This is a genomic window from Mangrovihabitans endophyticus (genome assembly GCF_014646155.1).
GTDB lineage: Bacteria > Actinomycetota > Actinomycetes > Mycobacteriales > Micromonosporaceae > Actinoplanes > Actinoplanes endophyticus.
Genome location: NZ_BMMX01000022.1, coordinates 31487 through 51820 on the forward strand (window position 1 = coordinate 31487; position 20334 = coordinate 51820).

Below are 20334 nucleotides of genomic sequence, written 5' to 3' on the forward strand. Positions count from 1 at the left end.
GCGTCACGGGCCGAGCTCCCACAGCAGCCGGTAGTAGCCGATGCGTACCGGGTCCGGGTCCACCCCGTACGCGTGGAAGAAGGCGGGTGCCCAGCCCGGTCCGTAGTTCCACTCCAGGCTCCACGAGGCGACCGCCAGGTCGGCCCACCGGTCGGCGACACCCAGCGCGGCCATGTCGACGTGACCGGTCCACGCGCCGTCGTCGGCGACAAGCGTGTTGGGCGCGCACGCGTCCCCGTGGCAGACCACCAGGCGGTCCACCGGCGGGATCTCCTTGGCCCGCACCAGCGCCTCGTCGATGGTGAGGTGCGCGAAGTCGCGGTGCCAGTCCCAGTCGTCGTAATGCCGGTCGGCGGCCAGGCGGTGCGCGACCGACAGGCGATGCTCGGCCATCCAGGTGTACGGGCAGCCGGCGACCGGCAGGGCGTCGTGCAGCGCCCGCAGGCCGGCGCCGATCGCCGCCACCGCCGGGCCGGGGTCACCCAGCCACCGCGGGTCGACGGCGCTGCGTCCGGTCAGGGCGGCCGTCACGAGCCAGGTGCCGGTCTCGTCCGCGCCGGTGTCGAGCACCCGCGGGACCGGTGTGTACGGGCGTGCCCAGCGCAGCCGTGCCGCCTCACGGGCCAGGGGCAGGCCGCTGCCGGCCGGGGCGAACTTGACGAAGAAGCGTTCGGAACCCGAGCCCACCTCGAAGGTGGTGCCGCCCAGCAGGTTGCACCACACCGCCCGCGCCGGGCGCCCACGGGTCAGGGTCCGCACCGCGTCCGGCATGGCAAGCTCAGGTTCCGGTATGCCCACGGGCATGCGCGCCTCCCATGATCTATTGTCACTGATCCGTATTCGCTCCCCGCACGTATCGTGAAGTATCACGCGGATCACGTCAGCCCTCCGGAGGTCCGAAAATGCCGGCGCCCCGTCGTTCCCGCATGGCGCTCCTGGCCCTGTTCGCCGCCGCGGTGACCGCCGCGGGCTGCCTGTCGGCGCCCGGCGGCGACCGTCGCGCCGCGGATCCCGCGCCGAGCGCCACCGGCGCCGGCGACCCGGCCGGCAGCCAGGACCCCGACGGCACGGACACCCCGGAGGAGTTCGCCGCCGACATCGACGACGCCCGGGTGATCGCCGAGGAATACTGGCGGGACCAGTTCCAGGCGTCCGGGCTGGACTTCACCCCGGTGGGCCGGCTGATCCCGTACCGGCGCGCCGGCGAGGTCGACTGCGGGGGCCAGGCGCTGGGTCGCAACAACGCCGCCTACTGCTCGGCGGGCGACTTCATCGCGTACGACGTGAACTGGGCTTTCGCCGCGTTCCAGCAGATCGGCGACGCGTTCATCTTCTACCTGCTGGGTCATGAGTACGCGCACGCCGTGCAACTGCGCCTGGGCATCCGCAAGCAGTTCACCATCCAGCAGGAGCTGCAGGCCGACTGCATGGCCGGGGCGTACATCGGCGACATGGAACGGCGCGGCCGGCTGAGCTTGCAGCCGGACGACACCGACGAGCTCGCCCGCGGCCTGGAGGCGGTGGGCGACGATCCGGGCCAGCCCTGGTTCGCCGAGGGCGCGCACGGCACCGCACGGCAGCGGACCAGGGCGTTCGTCAACGGGTACGACGACTCGTTGAAGCCCTGCGACCTGTCCTGAGACGCGCGCAGGCAACAATGGCGGGGTGACACGACTTCCCGCCGCGGTGCTCTTCGACATGGACGGAACGCTGGTCGACAGCGAGAAGGTGTGGGACGTCGCCCTGCACGAGCTGGCCGAACGGGCCGGCGGCAGGCTGTCCCCGCCGGCCCGGCAGGCGATGATCGGCAGCACCATGAGCCGCACGATGCAGTTGATGCGCGACGACCTGGGCCAGCCGGACCGGCCGGAGGCGCCGGACGCGGCGTGGCTCACCGACCGGGTGTTCGAGCTGTTCGGCAACGGGCTGGTCTGGCGGCCGGGCGCGCACGAGCTGCTGCGCGCGGTGCGCGCCGACGGTCTGCCCACCGCGCTGGTCACCTCGACCGGCCGCAAGCTCGTCGAGGTCGCGCTGGACACGCTGGGCCGGGAGAACTTCGACGTGGTGATCGTCGGCGACGAGGTCGACGCGCCCAAGCCGGACCCGGAACCGTACCTGATCGCCGCGGGCAAACTCGGCGTGCCGATCACCGCGTGTGTGGCGATCGAGGATTCGCCGACCGGGATGGCCAGCGCGCTGGCGTCCGGGGCGGCGGTGCTCGCCGTGCCGGCGGAACTGGAGCTGCCGCCGACCGACGGGGTGCACCTGCGGACATCCCTGGAGGGCGTGGACGCCGCCTTCCTGGGCTCCCTGCTGCGGCCGGTGGCGCTTGACTGACGTCATCTAAGGCGTCATAGTGACGTCATGGATGTCACCCCGTACGTGGACGCGCTGCGTGCCGATCTCGCGGCGGCGGCCGCGCCCGGCGGGCCGGACACGACCCGCGCTGCGGAACTGCTGAGCCACGCCCTGGACGCCTCCGCCAGGCTGGTCATGATCGAGGTGCTGACCGACGCCGCCGCGGAGATCACCACGCGGCTGCCGGACGCGTCCGTGGAGGTGCGGCTGCGCGGGCGCACCGTGGACCTGGTGGTGGACAGCCAGGCGGAGGTCGAGCCGGAGCCGGCGCCGGCCGCGCCGGCGCCGCCCGGCGACGGCGGTGAGCAGGCCCGGCTGACGCTGCGCATGCCCGAGGCGCTGAAGGTCAAGGCCGAGCAGATGGCCGCGGCGCAGGGCGTGTCGGTGAACGCCTGGCTGGTACGCGCGGTGACATCGGCGCTGGGCCACCATGCCGTCCCCGACGCCGGCCAGGCAGTTCCCGGGCCGGGCGACGGTTTCCCGCCGCCGCGCCGGCGCAGCAGCAAGCGCGTCACCGGCTTCTTCGAAGCCTGAGCGGCATTTCGGCAACCTCCGCGGTCCGCCCGTCGTGGCGGGCCCGAGCCTGCCCCGTTCGTCAGATCCGCGCCTACCCGAAGGAATCGCGATGATCGAGTTCGACCGCACCACCCCCGTCATGGCCGCCATCCGCGCCACCCGCGGATTCGTCGACGTCACCGCGGCCGCCGACGCCACCGTCACGGTCGATGTGGTCCCGCTGGACGACTCCGACGCGGCCCACCGGGCCGCCGAGGACACCACCGTCACGCTGGACGGCGACATGCTGGCCGTGACCGTGCCGGAGTCCAGCGGCTGGACCTGGCGGCGCCTGCCCCGGCTGGGCATCACCGTGCGGGTGCCCGCGGAGAGCGCGCTGTCGGTCAAGACGGTCTCCGCCGATGTGCGCTCGGTGGGCCGCTACGCGCAGGTGAAGGTCGACGTCGCCTCCGGCAAGGTCTATGTGGAGGACGTCATCGGCGACGCGGACCTGCGCGCGGCCAGCGGCACCCTGACCGCCAACCAGGTCGGCGGCTCCCTGCGCATCCGGACCGGATCCGGGGATGTGCGCGTGGGTGACGTCACCGGTGACGTCAATGCGGGCACGGCATCCGGATCGGTCGCCATCCGCAGCCTCGGCGGTTCGGCCAAGGCCAGCACCGCGTCGGGCAACGTCACCATCGAGGCGGTGCGGCAGGGCACGGTGCGGGCCTCCACGGCCTCCGGCAACGTGCGCGTGGGCGTGGTCCCCGGCACGCGCGTCTGGCTGGACGCCGGAACGGCCTCCGGCATGACGCGCAACAACCTGGCGGCCGGCGACGAGCACAACGGGGCCGGCGCCGCCGACGCCGAACTGCGCCTGCGGACCGCGAGCGGCAACATCACCGTCGAGCGCGCGCCCAGCGCCCAGCACACGGCCGCCTGAGCGCCGCGCGCCGGCGCCGGGCCTCGCATGGTGAGGCCGGCGCCGGGAGCGCGCGGCGTGACCGGCGCCCGGGCGTCACCCCAGGCGGTCGACGACCTCCGGGGCGGCGTCGTCCCCGGCGCCGGAGGCCGTCTCCCGCTCCGGCCAGGGCGGCGGCGTGCCACCGAACTCCGGGCAGAACGCCTGGTGGCTGCACCATCCGCAGAGCTTGCTGGGCTTGGGCCGGAAATCCCGGTCCCGCTTGGCGCGCTCGATCGCCCCGGACAGCGCGAGCAGGGTGCGTTCGAAACGCTCCAGTTCCTCGGCGTCCGGCCGGTAGTCGCAGACCTCGGCGTCCTTGAGGTAGAGCAGGCGCAGCACCCGCGGCACCACGCCGCGGGTGCGCAGGAGCACCAGCGCGTAGAACTTGAGCTGGAACAGCGCACGGCCCTCGAACGCCTCCCGCGGGGCGCCGCCGGTCTTGTAGTCCACCACCCGCAGTTCGCCGGCCGGTGACACGTCGAGCCGGTCGATGTAGCCCCGGATCAGCAACTCGTCGGCGACCAGGGCGGAGACCAGGCTCTCCCGCTCGGCCGGTTCCAGCCGCCGCGGGTCCTCCACCGCGAAGTAGCCCTCCAGCAGCTCCCGGGCGCCGCGCAGGAACACGCTCAGCGCGTCGCCCGCCGGTGCGGCGCCCGGACCGGCGAACAACGCCGCCAGCGCGGGCTCCTGCTCGGTCAGACCCGCCCACTGCGGCGCGACCAGGTCCGCCGCCGCCTCCAGCGTGCGCTCGGCGGCCGGCAGGTCGAACAGCCGCTCCAGCACCGCGTGCACCAGGGTGCCCCGCGCCTGGTCGGGGGAGGGCTGCTCGGGCAGGCGGTCGATGGTGCGGAACCGGAACAGCAGCGGGCATGTCTTGAAGTCGGCGGCGCGCGACGGCGACAGCGACGGGCCTCCCGCGGGCGGCTGCCGGTCCGCGTCCGGGGCGTCCGGCACCGCGGCGGTGGCAGTGCCCCGGGCGGTGGCGGCCTCCGGAGCGGTGGCGGTCTCCGGAGCGGCGGGGGCGTCCGGAGCAGCGGGGGCGTCCGGAGCGGCGGGGGAGGCAGGTGAGCCGGTCGTGGCGAGCGATCCCGTCATGCCGACAGGCTAGGGCAGGGGTACGACGAAACGCGGGCACGCCCGGCCCGGCGGCCTTTCCGTACCATCGGGGCGTGGAAGACCGAGCGCAGCGCCGCGGCCGGCCGGGCCGCCAGGTCGGCCGGCTGCTGGGCATCCCGCTCTACCTGAGCCCGTCGATGTACCTGCTGGCCCTGCTGGTGACCGTGGTCTACGGCGGATATGCCGAGTCCGAGCTGGGCGTGGCCGCGCCGGCGAGTTACCTGATCGGTCTGGGATTCGTGGCCTGCCTGCTCGGTTCGGTGCTGCTGCATGAGCTCGGCCATGCGCTGACCGCCCGGCGGCACGGCATCGGCGTGCGCGGCATCACCCTGGAGCTGCTCGGCGGATACACCGAGATGGACCGGGACGCGCCCCGTCCGCGGGTGGACGCCCTCGTCGCGCTGGCCGGCCCGGCGGTGTCGGTGCTGCTCGGTGCGATCGCCGCGACGGCCGCCTGGTTGCTGCCGGACCGCACCGTGGTCGGCCAGCTCGCCTTCCAGCTTGCCGCCAGCAACCTGCTGGTGGCCGTGTTCAACGTGCTGCCGGGGCTCCCGCTGGACGGCGGCCGGGCGCTGCGGGCGGGCGTCTGGGCGCTGCTCGGCGACCGTGACCGCGCCACCGAGGTGGCCGGCTGGGCGGGCCGGCTGATCGCCCTGGTCACCGCGGCCCTGGTGATCACGCTCTATCAGCTGCAACTGATCACCCTGTTCGGTCTGGTCTTCATTCTGCTGGTGGTGTTCACCCTGTGGCAGGGCGCCGGTCAGTCCATCCGGCTGGCCCGGATGACCCGCCGTTTCCCGCTGATCGACCTGCGGCGGCTGGCCAAGCCGATCTTCGCGGTCCCGTCCGGGACCCCGCTGGCCGAGGCCCAGCGCCGCCGCGACAGCGACACCCGGGGCCGCCCGGCGCTGGCCGTGGCGGACGCGGCCGGCCGGCTGGTGGGGCTGGTCGACGCGCGGGCCGCCGCGGCGTTGCTGGCCGCGCGGCGGCCGTGGGTGGCGGTGGACACCGTGACGCGCAGCATGGGCGCGGTGCCGGCGCTGGCCGTCGGGCTCTCCGGCGAGCAGGTGGTCCGCGCGGTCCAGGCCCACCCGGGTGCGGAGTACCTGGTGACCTCAGGCGAGGATGTGCTCGGCGTGCTGCACGTCGCCGACCTGGCGTCCGTGCTTGAGCCGCACCGCGCGCCCCGCCGCTGGGGTGACGCGGGTCCCGACGCACCGGACCAGTGGAAGAAGGATCAGTGACCGCCCAGCCTGACATTGCCGTCGACGCGCCGCAGCCCGCGCACCGGGGACCGTTTCGCCCGGGTGACCGCGTGCAGCTCACCGACCCCAAGGGCCGGGCGCACACCGTCGTGCTGGAGCCGGGCCGCGCCTACCACACCCACCGCGGCGCGCTGGAGCACGACGCCCTGATCGGGTTGCCGGACGGCAGCGTGGTCACGTCCTCCGGCGGCACCGCGTACCTGGCGCTGCGCCCGCTGCTGAGCGACTACGTGCTCTCCATGCCCCGGGGGGCCCAGGTCATCTACCCCAAGGACGCGGCGCAGATCGTGGCGATGGGCGACGTGTTCCCGGGCGCCCGGGTGCTGGAGGCCGGCGCCGGGTCGGGCGCCCTGACCTGCTCGCTGCTGCGGGCGGTGGGCGCCTCCGGCGAGCTGCACTCGTACGAGCTGCGGGAGGACTTCGCGGCCATCGCGCGCCGCAACGTGGAGGCGTTCTTCGGTGGCCCGCACCCGGCCTGGCGGCTGCACCATGGCGACGTGACGCAGGCCGAGGTGACCGGTTTTGATCGCATCATCCTGGACATGCTGACGCCGTGGGACGCGCTCGGCATGGTCGAGCGGGCGCTGGTGCCCGGCGGGGTGCTGATCGGCTATGTGGCCACCACTCCGCAGCTTTCCGAGCTGGTCGAGGCGCTGCGCGAGCGGGGCGGCTGGACCGAGCCGCGGGCGTGGGAGTCGCTGGTCCGCGACTGGCACGCCGAGGGGCTCGCGGTGCGGCCCGACCACCGGATGATCGCGCACACCGCGTTCCTGGTGTCCGCCCGCCGCCTGGCGCCGGGGGTGACCGCGCCGCCGCGGCGCCGCAAGCCGAGCAAGGGGGCCGAGGCGTACGCGCAGCGCCGGGCCGCGGCGGCGGCCGCCGCGCGTGGCGGCGACGACGCCGGGAGGGACACCGACGGTCCGCTCGGGCGTCCCGGGGTCTGACCGCACCGTCGGCGGCACGGGGGTGTGACGGCGCGCGGTCCTCGGGTAGGTTTCCCCCAGCGTCTTCTGGGGAGGAGCGAGTGTCCGCGATGAGTTCCCCGCCGTTCGGCGGCAGCAACGACGTGCCGGCGGTCTTTCCGGACTGGTCTCCCTACCAGGACCTGGATTCCGCCGCGCGCGCCTACCTGCGCGATCCGGAAGTGGCCCTGGACGCCCTCAACGGTGTGCTGCGCGGCGCGTCCGTGGTGTCGTTCACGCTGGAGCGCTTCGTCAACGAGGTGAACGGGGTCTGGCAGGAGGTCGTCATCTGCGACGGCAGCCGGCTGGTGCTCTGGCACGGCGAGGACGTCGCGCCCGGCGACGGCCCGGTCGGTTCGATGACGTCGTCGCTGCGGGTGGTGCCGCTGTCGACGGTGACCGAGGTGGGCTGCCGGCGGCGGCTTACCCGCACGCCGGCCGGCCAGGCCCGGGTGGACAGCATCGACGTCTATCTGCTGCTGAGCTCGGTGGACGACGCGGTGCCGCCGCCCGGGATGGGCGACGACGACTCGCGCGCCACGGTGCGGCACGACGCGCTGCGTTTCGGCAAGACGCTGGACGATGGCGGGCCGGGCCAGATCGCGCGGCTGGAGGAATTCTCCCGCGTCGTCGCGTCTCTGGTCGGTCGCCCAACCCTATAGTGGTGTGTTTCATTCCTGTGACATTTTCCGTCACAAAGGAATGCGGGCGGCCGTGAATGCGATCGGTGAATGCGCGAATGTGGCCAGGGTCTCAGTCGGCTTCCGGACCGGCCACCTCGACGTCGTCGCGACGGCGCACGACGTGGATGCAGTCGCCGGGACACTCCTTGGCGGCGTCGATCACTTCGAGCTGCAGACGGCTCGGCACGCCGGTCCGCGCCCCGGGGGATTGCAGCAGCTCACCACCGTCGTCTTTGACGTATGCGAGACCGTCGATGTCAAACTCGAAGACCTCCGGTGCGTACTGCACGCACAGGCCGTCACCGGTGCAGAGGTCCTGATCCACCCAGACCTGTAGCTCGTCCGTTTCGGTCTGCGCCGACACGGTTCACCTCCCCAGAAAGCATGCCCTCCGACCGTACCCGAACCCTGCGACACAACGGGCCGGGCAGTCACCCGAGTGGATCAAGAGTCGGTGACGGCGGTGTTGCGGGGGGTCGAAAAACGGTTCGCAGCAGTTAGTGTTGTCTACCAAGACGTTCGAGCCCCCGGGGAGGTGGGACGTGGCACGCAACGACGAGGCGGACTCACGCGCCGCACGTTGGGAGAAAGAAGCCAACGATCTCTCCAGCCAGGTGTCGTTCCTGCAAGAGGAACTCGCTCTGGTGCGGCGCAAGTTGACCGAAAGCCCCCGACACGTCCGGCAGCTTGAGGAACGGCTCGCGGCGACGCAGACGCAGCTGGCCCGAGTGACCGAGAACAACGACCGGCTCGTGGCGACCCTCAAGGAAGCCCGGGCTCAGATCGTCACTCTCAAAGAGGAGATTGACCGGCTCGCCCAGCCGCCCAGCGGCTACGGCGTTTTCCTGGCGGCGCACTCCGACGGCACCGTGGACGTCTTCACCGGCGGCCGCAAGCTGCGGGTGGCCGTGTCTCCGTCGCTGGAGACCGACGAGCTCAAGCGCGGCCAGGAGGTGCTGCTCAACGACGCGCTGAACGTGGTCGACGCCTTCGGGTTCGAGCGCGTCGGCGAGGTCGTGGTGCTCAAGGAGGTGCTGGCCGGCCCGGACGGGCTCACCGACCGCGCGCTGGTGGTCTCGCACGCCGACGAGGAGCGCATCGTGCATCTGGCCGAGTCGCTGCGCGTGGCCACGCTGCGCGCCGGTGACTCACTGATGATCGAGCCGCGTTCGGCGTACGCCTACGAGCGCATTCCCAAGAGCGAGGTCGAGGAACTCGTGCTGGAGGAGGTGCCGGACGTCGACTACACCGACATCGGTGGCCTGCACTCCCAGATCGAGCAGATCCGCGACGCGGTGGAGCTGCCGTTCCTGCATGCCGACCTGTTCCGGGAACACCACCTGCGGCCGCCGAAGGGCATCCTGCTCTACGGCCCGCCCGGTTGCGGCAAGACGCTGATCGCCAAGGCGGTGGCCAACTCGCTGGCGAAGAAGATCGCCGAGCGGCGTGGTGAGGAGAAGCACACCAGCTACTTCCTCAACATCAAGGGCCCGGAGCTGCTCAACAAGTACGTCGGCGAGACCGAGCGGCACATCCGTCTGGTCTTCCAGCGGGCGCGGGAGAAGGCCGGCGAGGGCACGCCGGTGATCGTGTTCTTCGACGAGATGGACTCGATCTTCCGGACCCGCGGCTCGGGCGTCTCCAGCGACGTGGAGAACACCATCGTCCCGCAGTTGCTCAGCGAGATCGACGGTGTCGAGGGCCTGGAGAACGTCATCGTCATCGGCGCCTCCAACCGGGAGGACATGATCGACCCGGCGATCCTGCGGCCGGGCCGGCTGGACGTGAAGATCAAGATCGAGCGTCCGGACGCCGAGGCGGCCAAGGACATCTTCGCCAAGTACATCCTCAGCGACCTGCCGCTGAACGACGAGGACGTGGCCGAGCACAGCGGCGACAAGGCGGTCACCGTGGCCGCCATGATCGAAGCGGTGGTGCTGCGGATGTACACCGAGTCCGAGGAGAATCGCTTCCTGGAGGTCACCTACGCCAACGGTGACAAGGAGGTCCTCTACTTCAAGGACTTCAACTCCGGCGCGATGATCCAGAACATCGTGGACCGCGGCAAGAAGATGGCCATCAAGGAATTCCTCACCTCCGGCCGCAAGGGCCTGCGGCTGCAGCACCTGCTGGATAGCTGCGTGGACGAGTTCCGGGAGAACGAGGACCTGCCCAACACCACCAACCCGGACGACTGGGCGCGCATCTCCGGCAAGAAGGGCGAGCGGATCGTCTACATCCGCACGCTGGTATCCGGCGGCAAGGGCGCCGAGTCGGGACGATCCATCGAAACCGCCAGCAACACGGGTCAATATCTCTGAGTGGACAACGAACCGTTGCCGCCACGGGCGGAGGGGCCGCGAGTGCCCCTCCGCCCGTGGCACTTCGGGGCCGTTCGCAGGCGTTATCCGCGTGGCCGGGGCGGTGCCGGCGCGGCCCGGGGACGGCGCGATGAGCGGCTCCGCGGGAGACTCGCGGCCACTGTCCGTGCGGCGGCGCGCACCAGCAGGGCGTGGAAGAGCGCCGCAAGCGTCTAGGCTCGACACATCGGCAACGGCAGGACGGCGGCGGGCGGAGTGATGACATGAGCGTTCGGCGAATCATGGGCACCGAGGTCGAGTACGGCATTTCGGTTCCCGGGCAGCCCGGCGCCAACCCGATGGTCACCTCCTCGCAAGTGGTCAACGCGTACGGTGCACGCCCGGAACTGAACCGCGGCGGACGCGCCCGCTGGGACTACGAGGAGGAATCCCCGCTGCGCGACGCGCGCGGGTTCACCTATTCCGGAACGGCCTACGACCCGGCGGAGGCGCTGGCCGACGAGGATCTGGGTCTGGCGAACGTGATACTGACCAACGGCGCCCGGCTCTACGTCGACCACGCGCACCCGGAGTACAGCACCCCGGAGTGCACCAACCCGATGGACGTGGTGCGCTGGGACAAGGCGGGCGAGCGGGTGATGGCCGAGGCCTCGCGGCGGGCCGCCACCATCCCCGGCGCGCACCGCATCCAGCTCTACAAGAACAACACCGACAACAAGGGCGCGTCGTACGGCTCGCACGAGAACTACCTGATGCGCCGGCAGACCCCGTTCGCGGACATCGTCGCGCACCTCACCCCGTTCTTCGTGACCCGGCAGATCTTCTGCGGCGCGGGGCGGGTCGGGCTGGGCCAGGACGGTTCCGGCACCGGCTTCCAGATCTCCTCCCGTGCCGACTTCTTCGAGGTCGAAGTGGGCCTGGAGACCACGCTGAAGCGGCCCATCATCAACACCCGCGACGAGCCGCACTCGGACGCCGACAAATACCGCCGGCTGCACGTCATCATCGGCGACGCGAACCTGTCGGAGACCGCGACCTATCTGAAGATGGGCGCGACCTCGCTGGTGCTGAACATGATCGAGGAAAAGGTGTTCACCGGCGAGCTGGGCGTGGCCGACCCGGTCTCCGAGCTCAAGGCGGTCAGCCACGACCCCTCGCTCAAGCACCTGATGCGGCTGCGTGACGGCCGCCGGCTCACCGCCCTGGACCTGCAGTGGGCGTACTACGAACGGGCCCGGATGTTCGTCGACGAGCGCTACGGCGCCGACGTGGACTCCCAGACCGCCGACGTGCTGAGCCGGTGGGAGGGCGTGCTCACCAAGCTGGGCGACGACCCGATGTCCTGCTCCGACGAGCTGGACTGGGTGGCCAAGCTGCGCCTGCTGGAGGGCTACCGGGACCGGGAGAACCTGGCCTGGTCGTCGCCCAAGCTGCAACTGGTCGACCTGCAGTACGCCGACGTGCGCCCGGAGAAGGGCCTCTATCACCGTCTGGTGGCCCGGGGCGCGATGAAGACGCTGCTGGACGACGACCAGACCCGGCGGGCCATGTACGAGCCGCCGGAGGACACCCGGGCGTACTTCCGCGGCCGGTGCCTGGCGCAGTACGCGTCCGAGGTGGTCGCCGCCAGTTGGGACTCGGTCATCTTCGACGTGGGACGGGAGTCGCTGGTGCGGGTTCCGATGATGGAGCCCGAGCGGGGCACCCGCCGCCACGTCGGGGCGCTGTTCGACAGGTGCGAGAGCGCCAAAGACCTCCTCGAGGTGATCACGAGTCGCTGACATCGTTTTGTCGCAGCCGCGAGGTAGGTTTTTCCCAACCCGGCGGTGAGGCTGTCGGGGACGCGAGAAGGGGGACAGGGATGGCAACCCGAGACACCGGTGGTCAGTCGCAGTCCGGCAAGGGCAAGCGGGACGAGGAGATCGAGGAAGCCGCCACCGAGGCCAACCCGGAGGTCGCCGAGCGGCACGCCGAGATCACCGAGGACGTCGACGACCTGCTCGACGAGATCGACTCCGTGCTGGAGGAGAACGCCGAGGAGTTCGTCCGGGGTTACGTGCAGAAGGGCGGCCAGTAACCCCTTCGAGGCTCCGGCGGCGCCGAGCCGCCGGAGGCTCCGCCGCGGGCCGCGACCCGACACTTCGATCACGGTCGTCGCACCGGCGGCGGCGTGCAAGATATTGTGCTTCAACCGCACCGGCGGCCCGGGGCGTTCATCGACGACCGGGGTCGTCCGGCGCAGCGATCAGACATTTGAAGGGAACCACGTGGCAGCGGGCTTTGATCCATCCGGGCGTCTACCAGATGTGTTCACCAATGCGGGGACGTCCTCCTTCACGCAGTTCCTGACCTATGCCGCCCCCGAGATGCTGCCGGGCCGCCGGCCGCTGCCTCCGGGGCTGAGCGCCGACATCGCACCCCACGCCACCACCATCGTCGCCATCGCCACCGCCGACGGCGTGGTGATGGCCGGAGACCGCCGCGCGACAATGGGCAACCTGATCGCCAGCCGGGACATCGAAAAGGTGCACCCGGCGGACGCGCACTCGCTGATCGGGATGGCCGGCACGGCCGGCATCGGCATCGAGCTGATCCGGCTGTTCCAGGTCGAGCTGGAGCACTACGAGAAGATCGAAGGCACCATGCTGTCCCTGGACGGCAAGGCGAACCGGTTGGCCGGCATGGTGCGCGGCAACCTCGGCGCGGCCATGCAGGGACTCGCCGCGGTGCCGCTGTTCGCCGGTTTCGACCTCTCCCCGGCCGACCCGGCGCGGGTGGGACGGATCTTCAGCTTCGACGTGGCCGGTGGCCTCTACGAGGAGACCGGCTACGACGCCATCGGATCGGGGTCGCTGTTCGCCAAGTCGGCGCTGAAGAAGAAATACCGCCCCGGCGTGAGCACCCCCGACGCGATCGCGATGGCGGTGGAGGCGCTCTACGACGCGGCCGACGACGACACCGCGACCGGCGGGCCGGACCTCACCCGCAAGATCTACCCGGTGGTCATGACCGCCACGGCGGAGGGCACGCACCGGCTCCCGCCGGAAGAGCTCAACACGGTGGCCGAGGACGTGGTCGCCGGGCGCATGGAGAATCCGGGCGGCTGAGCCCCGCACACCCACAGCACTCAGGGCGAGGAGAAGGAGCAGCCACCCGTGGCCATGCAGTTCTACGCATCACCCGAGCAGGTCCAGCGCGACCGCTCGGAATACGCCCGCAAGGGCATCGCCCGTGGTCGCTCGGCCGTGGTGCTGACCTACGCCGGCGGTGTGCTGTTCGTCGCCGAGAACACCACCACCCTGCGCAAGGTCAGCGAGATCTACGACCGGATCGGCTTCGCCGCGGTCGGCCGGTACAACGAGTTCGAGGCGCTGCGCCGCGCCGGTGTGCGGCTGGCCGACGTGAACGGCTACAGCTATGACCGCCGTGACGTCACCGGCCGATACATCGCCAACGCCTTCACCCAGACCCTCGGGGCGATCTTCTCGGAGACCTCCAAGCCGTACGAGGTGGAGATCTGCATCGCCCAGGTCGGCGCGACGGCCGAGCAGGACGAGCTGTACCGCATCACCTATGACGGCTCGGTGATGGACGAGCCCGGATTCATGGCCATGGGCGGGTCCGCCGAGGCCATCTCCGTGGTGCTCAAGGAACGGCACGACGAGGCGGCGGACCTGGCCAGCGCGCTGGCGCTCGCGGTCAAGGGCCTGGGCAGCGTCGGCGGGGAGAACGGCAACGAGCGCCGGCTGGAGGCCAAGCAGCTCGAGGTGGCGGTGCTGGACCGTAACCGCCGGGGTCGGGCCTTCCGGCGGCTGACCGACGCGACGGTGAGCGGGCTGTTGTCCGGCGACGCGCAGGAGGTGCCGGACGGCGGCGAGCCCGGCGACGTGTCGCCGCCGCCACCGGCGGAGCACAAACCCACCAGCTCGGCAGCCTCGGAGGATCTGGAGGGCGGCTCTGGCACGGACGCCTCCTGACCGGTGCGGCGACACCCGTGTGGCCGCCGTCACACGGGAGGGTTTCCGCTTGGCGTACGGAAAGAGAGCGGGTCGTGACTGACGTTCACGGCCCTCCGGCGGCTAGTGTTTCGTCATGGAACGGCGAATTTTCGGCCTCGAAACCGAGTACGGAGTCACGTGCACTTATCGGGGGCAGCGGCGGCTGTCTCCCGACGAGGTGGCTCGCTACCTGTTCCGCCGAGTGGTGTCCTGGGGACGCAGCAGCAACGTTTTCCTTCGCAACGGCGCCCGCCTCTACCTCGACGTCGGTTCCCACCCCGAATACGCGACGCCCGAGTGTGACTCGGTGACCGATCTGGTGGCGCACGACCGGGCCGGCGAGCGCATCCTGGAGGGTCTGCTCGTCGACGCCGAGAAGCGCCTGCACGACGAGGGCATCGCCGGAGAGATCTACCTCTTCAAGAACAACACCGACTCGGCCGGCAACTCGTACGGCTGTCACGAGAACTATCTGGTGTCCCGGCACGGCGAATTCGGCCGCCTCGCCGACGTTCTCATCCCGTTCCTGGTCACCCGCCAGCTCATCTGCGGCGCCGGCAAGGTGCTGCAGACGCCGCGTGGCGCGGTCTTCTGCCTGTCTCAGCGCGCCGAGCACATCTGGGAGGGCGTCTCCAGCGCCACCACCCGCAGCCGGCCCATCATCAACACGCGCGACGAGCCGCACGCCGACGCCGAGCGGTACCGCCGCCTGCACGTCATCGTCGGCGACTCGAACATGAACGAGGTGACCACGCTGCTCAAGGTGGGCAGCGCCGACATCGTGCTGCGGATGATCGAGGCCGGCGTGGTCATGCGGGACCTGTCGCTGGAGAACCCGATCCGCGCCATCCGCGAGGTCAGCCACGACATCACCGGACGCCGCAAGATCCGCCTGGCGAACAACAAGGAGGTCAGCGCGCTGGAGATCCAGCAGGAGTACCTCGCCAAGGCCACCGAGTTCGTCGAGCGGCGCGGCGGCGACCAGACCGCCAAGCGGGTGGTCGAGCTGTGGGGCCGGGTGCTTTCCGCGATCGAGAGCGGCGACCTCGACCCGGTCGCGCGCGAGATCGACTGGGTCTCCAAGTACAAGCTGATCGAGCGCTACCAGTCCAAGAACGAGATCCCGATGAGCCACCCCCGGGTGGCCCAGCTCGACCTGGCGTACCACGACGTGCGCCGCGGCCGCGGCCTCTACGCGCTGATGGAACGCCGCAAGCAGGTCGACCGGGTGGCGCACGACCTGGACATCTTCGAGGCCAAGGAGACACCGCCGCAGACCACCCGGGCGCGGCTGCGCGGCGAGTTCATCCGGCACGCCCAGGAGAAACGCCGCGACTTCACCGTCGACTGGGTGCATTTGAAGCTGAACGATCAGGCGCAGCGCACGGTGCTGTGCAAGGACCCGTTCCGGGCGTACGACGAACGGGTGGAGCGCCTCATCGCCAGCATGTGACGCGGCGCATGCCCTAGGCTGGTCGGGCCATGAACACCTCTTCTGAGCCCGGCCGGCCGGGGCGGACCGTGCCGGACCACGAGCACCCGGCTGCGCCGGCCCGGGCCGGCGACGACGCCGTGGAGCCGCCCGAGCGGACCATGGAGGACGTCGCGTGGGGGCGCCTGGAACGCCGCCGTGAACGCATCCGCGCGCAGGTCCGCCGCAATCGTGAGGGCGGCCACCGGGTGCCGACCTGGGTGCTGGCGGTGATCCTGGCCGTGTTCCTCGCCGGGTGGGTCTATCTGCTCGCGACGCGCTGAGGCCGGCGGACGGCAACCCTCAACCTGAACATGAGGTTGATCTCAACCTGAATCAGAGCTTGCGGGTCGAGCCTGCTTGGCGCGGATCCAGCACCGCCGCCGCGTGCCGGCCCGCCGCGGCGGCGGTGAGGAAGTAGGCGTGGTCCTGGTCCAGCCCGCGTCCCATCGTGGACAACGGGACCACGCAGGCACGCAGCGCCGCGTCGAGTCCCTCGTCGTCGACCGCGACGATCCGGTGCCGCCCGGCCAGCGGCACGAGCGCGGCGTCGACGTCGGCGGCCAGCTCCGCGGGCAGACCACGCGGCACCGGCAGGTCGGCCACTGCCAGCGCCACCCGGCCGTACGCGGTGAGGCTGTGATGCGACACGCCGCGGTGCCGGGGGCGGCCGTCACCGTCGGAGATCCGCAGCGACCCGATCGGCCGTCCGCCGAGCGCGGCCACCGCGTTCACCGCCTCGCCCAGCGCCACGCCGGAGAACCCCCACGTGGTGCCGGTGCCGAGGTTGCCGGGGCCCTGCGCGACGATCGCCACGTCGGCGCGCAGCACGTGACGGGCGGCGAGCAGGCCGGTGTGCACCGTCCCGGCCTCCAGGTCGCCGCCGAACGCCTGGCCGGTGGTGATCGTCCCGGCCAGGTGCGCGCGCAGCCCGTCAAGCGTGCGGGAGAACCAGGCGGGCAGCGCGCCGCCGTCGGTCATCACGTAGGCCACCCGGGCGTCCGGCCGGTCCGCGCGCACCCCGGCGAGCACCGCGGGCAGCGCGGAATGCAGGTCGGCGGTGACCACCGGCATGCCCTCCAGGGAGGTCGCCGCGGCCATCACGGCGCGATGCGGGGACGCCTGTTCGTCGACGCCCAGCCGGATCGCCTGCAGCGGGGTGTAGCGGGCCTTCACCAGATGACCCTGGTCGCGGGTGGCGCCGTCGCCGTCCGGGTCCGGGGGCAGCCGGTCGGGGAGGGCGACCACCAGCGCGTACCCTCCGGTGCCCAGGCCCATCCGCAGCGCGCCGACGTTCAGCAGCACACGATCGCCCGGTTCCGGCTCGCCGGTCAGGTCCGGGTACGCCAGGGCGCGTACCGTCCCCTCCGGGGTCTCCGCGTCGATTTCGACGGCGCCGTGCCACCGCCGCCGCACCGTCAGGACCGTCCCGGATCGCCAGCGCACCATGGCGGTGACCCTATCCGTCCGGGCGTGGGCCGCGGCGGACCCGGCGGTCGCTCAGACGTCGGCGCCGCCGTCGCGGTGGTTGCGGCCCGCGGTGCCCCGCGTCGGATCCAGGAACACGTACCGGATGCTGGGGTAGATACCCCGCAGGCGGCGTTCGGCCTCGTCCGAGGCCTGCTCCACGTCCGCGCCGGTGATCTCGTCGTCGAAGTCGACCTTCGCAGCGACCAGCACGTCGCCCGGCCCGAGCTGCATGGTCAGCAGCGTGGGCACCGCGGTGACCACGTCCAGGCCGGCCAGCTCGTCGGCGATCTGCCGGTGCATCCGGCGCGGCACCGCGCGACCGACCAGCAGCGAGATGTTGCTGTGCGCGAGGATGCCGGCGACCACCAGCAGCAGCGCCCCGATCGCGATGGAGGCGACGCCGTCCCACACCTCGGAGCCGGTGACCTGGGCCAGGCCGAGACCGGCCGCGGCCAGCAGCACCCCGATCAGCGCGGCCGAGTCCTCGAAGTAGACGGCCTTGACCGTGGTGTCCGAGGTGACCCGCAGGAACCGCAACTGGCTGACGCCCCACCGGGCCGACTCGCCGGCCACCTGCCGCCGGGCCCGCAGGAACGAGGTGCCCTCCGCCACGAAGGCGACCGCCAGCACGACGTACGACAGCCAGTACTCGCCGCTGTCCTCGCCTTTGATGATCGTGGTGACGCCGTGGTAGATCGAGAAACCCGCGCCGCCGATGAACGTGAACAGGGCGGCGATGAACGCCCACACGAAGCTTTCCTTGCCGTAGCCGAAGGGGTGCTCTTCGTCGGCGGGCTTGTTGCCGCGGCGCAGCGCCACATAGAGGAACACCTCGGTGACGGTGTCCGCTATCGAGTGCGCCGCCTCCGACAGCATGGCCGCGGACCCGGACAACAGGCCGGCCACCAGCTTGGCGGCGGCGATGACCAGGTTGGCGAGACCGGCCACGACCACCGTGCCGACGCTCTCGCTGTCGTCGTCCTTGTTCTGGGCGTTCGGTTCGGCGGGGGCCGGCAACGGCTCGGCGGCGGCGAGCCCGACGCGGCCGTCCTCGCCGGGCCGGGGGGGTTCTTCGGAAGACACGCAGCCTTCCTTCCCGGCCGGGCTGCGGAACTAACCCGCCCGCATGCGATGACAAGGCCCGCATGCGGTGACATGGCCCGCATCCGGCCGCCGGCCACGGTCGCGCCGCTCCCGCGTCCGCGCCATCGCGCCCGGTGGCTGCTAGCGTTTGCTCTCGTGTCGCGCACTCGCACCGAGCGCCTGGTGAACCTGGTGATCTGCCTGCTGTCCACGCGACGGTTCCTGACCGCCGCGCAGATCGCGCTGACCGTGCCCGGCTACGAGCACGACCCCGAGGACCCCCGCGACCACGAAGCGTTCCAGCGCAAGTTCGAGCGGGACAAGGCCGAGCTGCGGGAGCTGGGCGTGCCGCTGGAGACCGGGACCGCGAGCGTGTTCGACACCGAGCCCGGCTACCGCATCGCGCACCGCGAGTACGCGTTGCCGGACATCCCGCTGGAGCCCGACGAGGCGGCGGCCGTCGGCATCGCCGCCCGGCTCTGGCAGCACGCCGGACTGGCCGCGGCGGCCTCCTCCGGGCTGGCCAAGCTGCGTGCCGCGGGCATCGAGGTGGACCCGCAGGCCACCCTGGGCGTGGAGCCGGTGGTGCGGGTCGACCCGGCGTTCGGCCCGCTGACCGCCGCCGCCCGGGAGCGGCGCGCGGTCACCTTCACCTACCGGGTGCCCGAGGTGGACGACCCCGCCACGCGCCGCCTGGAACCGTGGGGCGTGGTCTGCTGGCAGGGCCGGTGGTACGTGGTGGGTCACGACCGCGACCGGGGCGCGACCCGGTGTTTCCGGCTGTCCCGCATCGTCGGATCGGTCCGGCCGGTGGGCCGCGCCGGCGCCTTCACCCCACCGGCCGGCGTCGACCTGATCAGCCACGTGGCGCGCTGGTCCGAGCCGGTGCCGTCGGCCGGCCGGGCCAGCGTGACGGTGCGGCCGGGCCGGGCCGCCGGGCTGCGGCGCCGGGCGGTGGACAGCGCGCCAGGGCCGGACGGTGACCTGTTGACGCTGCCGTATTCCGATCACGAGCGGCTCGCCGCGACCCTGGTCGGCTACGGCCCGGACGTCCGCGTGGAAGGGCCACCGGAGCTGCGTGACGCGGTCGTGCAGCAGTTGAAGGAGGTCGTCGCGCGGCACGAACCGCTGGCCGCGGCGGTGCGCCGGTGACGCAGCGTCCCGGCGCGCCGGGAGCACGCGCCTCCGCCGACCGGCTCGGCCGGCTGCTGAACCTGGTGCCCTACCTCATGGCCCGGCCGGGCATCAGCACCGCCGAGGCCGCCGCCGGGCTGGGCGTCACCCAGCAGCAGCTTCGCGACGACCTGGAGCTGCTGTGGGTCTGCGGGCTGCCCGGGTACGGGCCCGGCGACCTGATCGACATGGCGCTGGACGGCGACCGCGTGACGATCACCTACGACGCGGGCATCGACCGGCCGCTGCGGCTCACGCCGGATGAGGCGCTGGCGCTGGTGGTGGCGTTGCGGATGCTCGCCGAGACCCCCGGCATCGGCCCCCGGGACGCCATCGAGCGGGCCCTCGCCAAGATCGAGAGCGCGGCCGGTGACCAGGCCGGCGCCCCGGTGGCCGTGCGGCTGCCGGCCGGCGGGGAGAAACTGGACCGCGTCCGCGCCGCGGTGGAGCGCGGGCACGCGCTGCGCATCACCTACTACACGGCCGCCCGCGACGAGACGACCGAGCGGGTGGTCGACCCGATGCGGGTGCTCATGGTCGGTGGCCGCGGCTACCTGGAGGCGTGGTGCCGCAGCGCGGACGCCACGCGGATGTTCCGGGTCGACCGCATCGACGCGTTCACCGAGCTGGACGAGCCGGCCGCGCCGCCGGCCCGGGCGGTGCCGCAGGACGTCTCGGAGGGGGTGTTCCGCCCGACGCCGGACCTGCCGCTGGTGACCCTGCGGGTGGGGCGGGGCGGCCGCTGGATCACCGAGTACTACCCGGTGGAGCAGGTCAGCCGGGACGGCGAGGAGTGGGTGGTGACGATGCGGGTCTCCGACCTGGGCTGGGCGCAGCGGCTGCTGCTGAGCCTGGGCGCGGACGTCACCGTGACTGGCCCCGCCGAGTTGGTCGAGCGGATCCGCGCGCAGGCCGCCGCCGCGCTGGACCAGTACGCTGCGCCACCGTCGGCCGGCGGTAGGGTGTGATCCC

At 71.9% G+C, this 20334-nt stretch carries 21 protein-coding genes; 16 read left to right on the plus strand and 5 right to left on the minus strand.

Annotated features, from left to right (window positions below; translation table 11 throughout):
• Positions 1–3: 3 nt before the first annotated feature.
• Positions 4–804, minus strand: coding sequence for an aminoglycoside 3'-phosphotransferase (locus tag IEY73_RS21525; protein WP_189081087.1), 801 nt, complete (start codon positions 802–804; stop codon positions 4–6).
• 122 nt (positions 805–926) lie between these two features.
• Here IEY73_RS21525 and IEY73_RS21530 point away from each other — a divergent pair, with 122 nt between their 5' ends.
• From IEY73_RS21530 to IEY73_RS21545, 4 genes are all read left to right on the plus strand, one after another.
• Positions 927–1640 carry a neutral zinc metallopeptidase gene (locus IEY73_RS21530; RefSeq protein ID WP_229716025.1) on the plus strand — a complete coding sequence of 238 codons (714 nt, stop codon included), beginning with the start codon at positions 927–929 and terminating at the stop codon, positions 1638–1640.
• Between the two features lie 46 nt (positions 1641–1686).
• Positions 1687–2337, plus strand: coding sequence for an HAD family hydrolase (locus tag IEY73_RS21535; RefSeq protein WP_189081133.1), 651 nt, complete (start codon positions 1687–1689; stop codon positions 2335–2337).
• Positions 2338–2364: 27 nt separating this feature from the next.
• Entirely contained in the window at positions 2365–2892 is a 528-nt protein-coding gene (locus IEY73_RS34160) for a toxin-antitoxin system HicB family antitoxin (RefSeq protein WP_189081089.1), read from the plus strand.
• Between the two features lie 91 nt (positions 2893–2983).
• Complete coding sequence (locus tag IEY73_RS21545; protein WP_189081090.1) at positions 2984–3799, plus strand: DUF4097 family beta strand repeat-containing protein; 816 nt, start codon at positions 2984–2986, stop codon at positions 3797–3799.
• A 75-nt stretch (positions 3800–3874) separates the two neighbouring features.
• Here IEY73_RS21545 and IEY73_RS21550 read toward each other — a convergent pair whose 3' ends face one another.
• Positions 3875–4915 (minus strand): RecB family exonuclease, encoded by a 1041-nt coding sequence (locus IEY73_RS21550; RefSeq protein WP_229716026.1) that lies wholly within the window; start codon positions 4913–4915, stop codon positions 3875–3877.
• A gap of 125 nt (positions 4916–5040) precedes the next feature.
• On the opposite strand from IEY73_RS21550, the gene IEY73_RS21555 reads away from it, so the two are divergent.
• From IEY73_RS21555 to IEY73_RS21565, 3 genes are all read left to right on the plus strand, one after another.
• Positions 5041–6180 (plus strand): site-2 protease family protein, encoded by a 1140-nt coding sequence (locus tag IEY73_RS21555; protein WP_229716033.1) that lies wholly within the window; start codon positions 5041–5043, stop codon positions 6178–6180.
• Positions 6177–7145: a tRNA (adenine-N1)-methyltransferase gene (locus IEY73_RS21560; protein ID WP_229716027.1), complete on the plus strand. Its 969-nt coding sequence runs from the start codon at positions 6177–6179 to the stop codon at positions 7143–7145. The genes IEY73_RS21555 and IEY73_RS21560 overlap by 4 nt, the downstream gene beginning before the upstream one ends.
• 89 nt (positions 7146–7234) lie before the next feature.
• Positions 7235–7825: a hypothetical protein gene (locus IEY73_RS21565; RefSeq protein ID WP_189081091.1), complete on the plus strand. Its 591-nt coding sequence runs from the start codon at positions 7235–7237 to the stop codon at positions 7823–7825.
• Positions 7826–7916: 91 nt separating this feature from the next.
• On the opposite strand, the gene IEY73_RS21570 is transcribed toward IEY73_RS21565, so the two are convergent.
• Positions 7917–8210: a ferredoxin gene (locus tag IEY73_RS21570; protein ID WP_189081092.1), complete on the minus strand. Its 294-nt coding sequence runs from the start codon at positions 8208–8210 to the stop codon at positions 7917–7919.
• A 178-nt stretch (positions 8211–8388) separates the two neighbouring features.
• On the opposite strand from IEY73_RS21570, the gene arc reads away from it, so the two are divergent.
• The 7 genes from arc (at position 8389) to IEY73_RS21605 (ending at position 15920) form a co-directional block, all read left to right on the plus strand.
• Positions 8389–10167, plus strand: coding sequence for a proteasome ATPase (arc, locus tag IEY73_RS21575; protein WP_189081093.1), 1779 nt, complete (start codon positions 8389–8391; stop codon positions 10165–10167).
• 263 nt (positions 10168–10430) lie between these two features.
• Positions 10431–11948, plus strand: coding sequence for a depupylase/deamidase Dop (dop, locus tag IEY73_RS21580; protein WP_373292833.1), 1518 nt, complete (start codon positions 10431–10433; stop codon positions 11946–11948).
• An 80-nt stretch (positions 11949–12028) separates the two neighbouring features.
• Positions 12029–12244, plus strand: a complete 216-nt coding sequence (locus tag IEY73_RS21585) for a ubiquitin-like protein Pup (protein ID WP_189081094.1) — start codon at positions 12029–12031, stop codon at positions 12242–12244.
• 190 nt (positions 12245–12434) lie between these two features.
• A complete protein-coding gene (gene prcB, locus IEY73_RS21590; protein WP_189081095.1) occupies positions 12435–13274 on the plus strand; it encodes a proteasome subunit beta in 840 nt (279 codons plus the stop codon).
• Between the two features lie 48 nt (positions 13275–13322).
• Positions 13323–14144, plus strand: coding sequence for a proteasome subunit alpha (prcA, locus tag IEY73_RS21595; protein ID WP_189081096.1), 822 nt, complete (start codon positions 13323–13325; stop codon positions 14142–14144).
• A 115-nt stretch (positions 14145–14259) separates the two neighbouring features.
• Positions 14260–15618, plus strand: a complete 1359-nt coding sequence (gene pafA, locus IEY73_RS21600; protein WP_189081097.1) for a Pup--protein ligase — start codon at positions 14260–14262, stop codon at positions 15616–15618.
• 29 nt (positions 15619–15647) lie between these two features.
• On the plus strand, positions 15648–15920 hold the full coding sequence (locus IEY73_RS21605; RefSeq protein ID WP_189081147.1) for a hypothetical protein: 273 nt from the start codon (positions 15648–15650) through the stop codon (positions 15918–15920).
• Between the two features lie 52 nt (positions 15921–15972).
• Here IEY73_RS21605 and IEY73_RS21610 read toward each other — a convergent pair whose 3' ends face one another.
• A complete protein-coding gene (locus IEY73_RS21610) occupies positions 15973–17085 on the minus strand; it encodes a DUF3866 family protein (RefSeq protein WP_189081098.1) in 1113 nt (370 codons plus the stop codon).
• Between the two features lie 51 nt (positions 17086–17136).
• On the minus strand, positions 17137–18189 hold the full coding sequence (locus tag IEY73_RS21615) for a cation diffusion facilitator family transporter (protein WP_373292835.1): 1053 nt from the start codon (positions 18187–18189) through the stop codon (positions 17137–17139).
• 156 nt (positions 18190–18345) lie between these two features.
• On the opposite strand from IEY73_RS21615, the gene IEY73_RS21620 reads away from it, so the two are divergent.
• Together IEY73_RS21620 and IEY73_RS21625 are read left to right on the plus strand one after the other, a co-directional pair.
• Positions 18346–19341, plus strand: a complete 996-nt coding sequence (locus IEY73_RS21620) for a helix-turn-helix transcriptional regulator (protein ID WP_189081099.1) — start codon at positions 18346–18348, stop codon at positions 19339–19341.
• Complete coding sequence (locus IEY73_RS21625; RefSeq protein WP_229716028.1) at positions 19338–20330, plus strand: helix-turn-helix transcriptional regulator; 993 nt, start codon at positions 19338–19340, stop codon at positions 20328–20330. The genes IEY73_RS21620 and IEY73_RS21625 overlap by 4 nt, the downstream gene beginning before the upstream one ends.
• Positions 20331–20334: the final 4 nt, after the last annotated feature.

Bases quoted from the DNA above. Each gene is read 5' to 3' on its own strand.
- IEY73_RS21545 (WP_189081090.1), top strand. From the start codon at position 2,984: ATGATCGAGTTCGACCGCACCACCCCCGTCATGGCCGCCATCCGCGCC.
- IEY73_RS21550 (WP_229716026.1), bottom strand. From the start codon at position 4,915: ATGACGGGATCGCTCGCCACGACCGGCTCACCTGCCTCCCCCGCCGCT.
- IEY73_RS21565 (WP_189081091.1), top strand. From the start codon at position 7,235: ATGAGTTCCCCGCCGTTCGGCGGCAGCAACGACGTGCCGGCGGTCTTT.
- IEY73_RS21610 (WP_189081098.1), bottom strand. From the start codon at position 17,085: ATGGTGCGCTGGCGATCCGGGACGGTCCTGACGGTGCGGCGGCGGTGG.
- IEY73_RS21525 (WP_189081087.1), bottom strand. From the start codon at position 804: ATGCCCGTGGGCATACCGGAACCTGAGCTTGCCATGCCGGACGCGGTG.
- IEY73_RS34160 (WP_189081089.1), top strand. From the start codon at position 2,365: ATGGATGTCACCCCGTACGTGGACGCGCTGCGTGCCGATCTCGCGGCG.
- dop (WP_373292833.1), top strand. From the start codon at position 10,431: ATGAGCGTTCGGCGAATCATGGGCACCGAGGTCGAGTACGGCATTTCG.
- IEY73_RS21605 (WP_189081147.1), top strand. From the start codon at position 15,648: ATGAACACCTCTTCTGAGCCCGGCCGGCCGGGGCGGACCGTGCCGGAC.
- pafA (WP_189081097.1), top strand. From the start codon at position 14,260: ATGGAACGGCGAATTTTCGGCCTCGAAACCGAGTACGGAGTCACGTGC.
- IEY73_RS21585 (WP_189081094.1), top strand. From the start codon at position 12,029: ATGGCAACCCGAGACACCGGTGGTCAGTCGCAGTCCGGCAAGGGCAAG.
- IEY73_RS21530 (WP_229716025.1), top strand. From the start codon at position 927: ATGGCGCTCCTGGCCCTGTTCGCCGCCGCGGTGACCGCCGCGGGCTGC.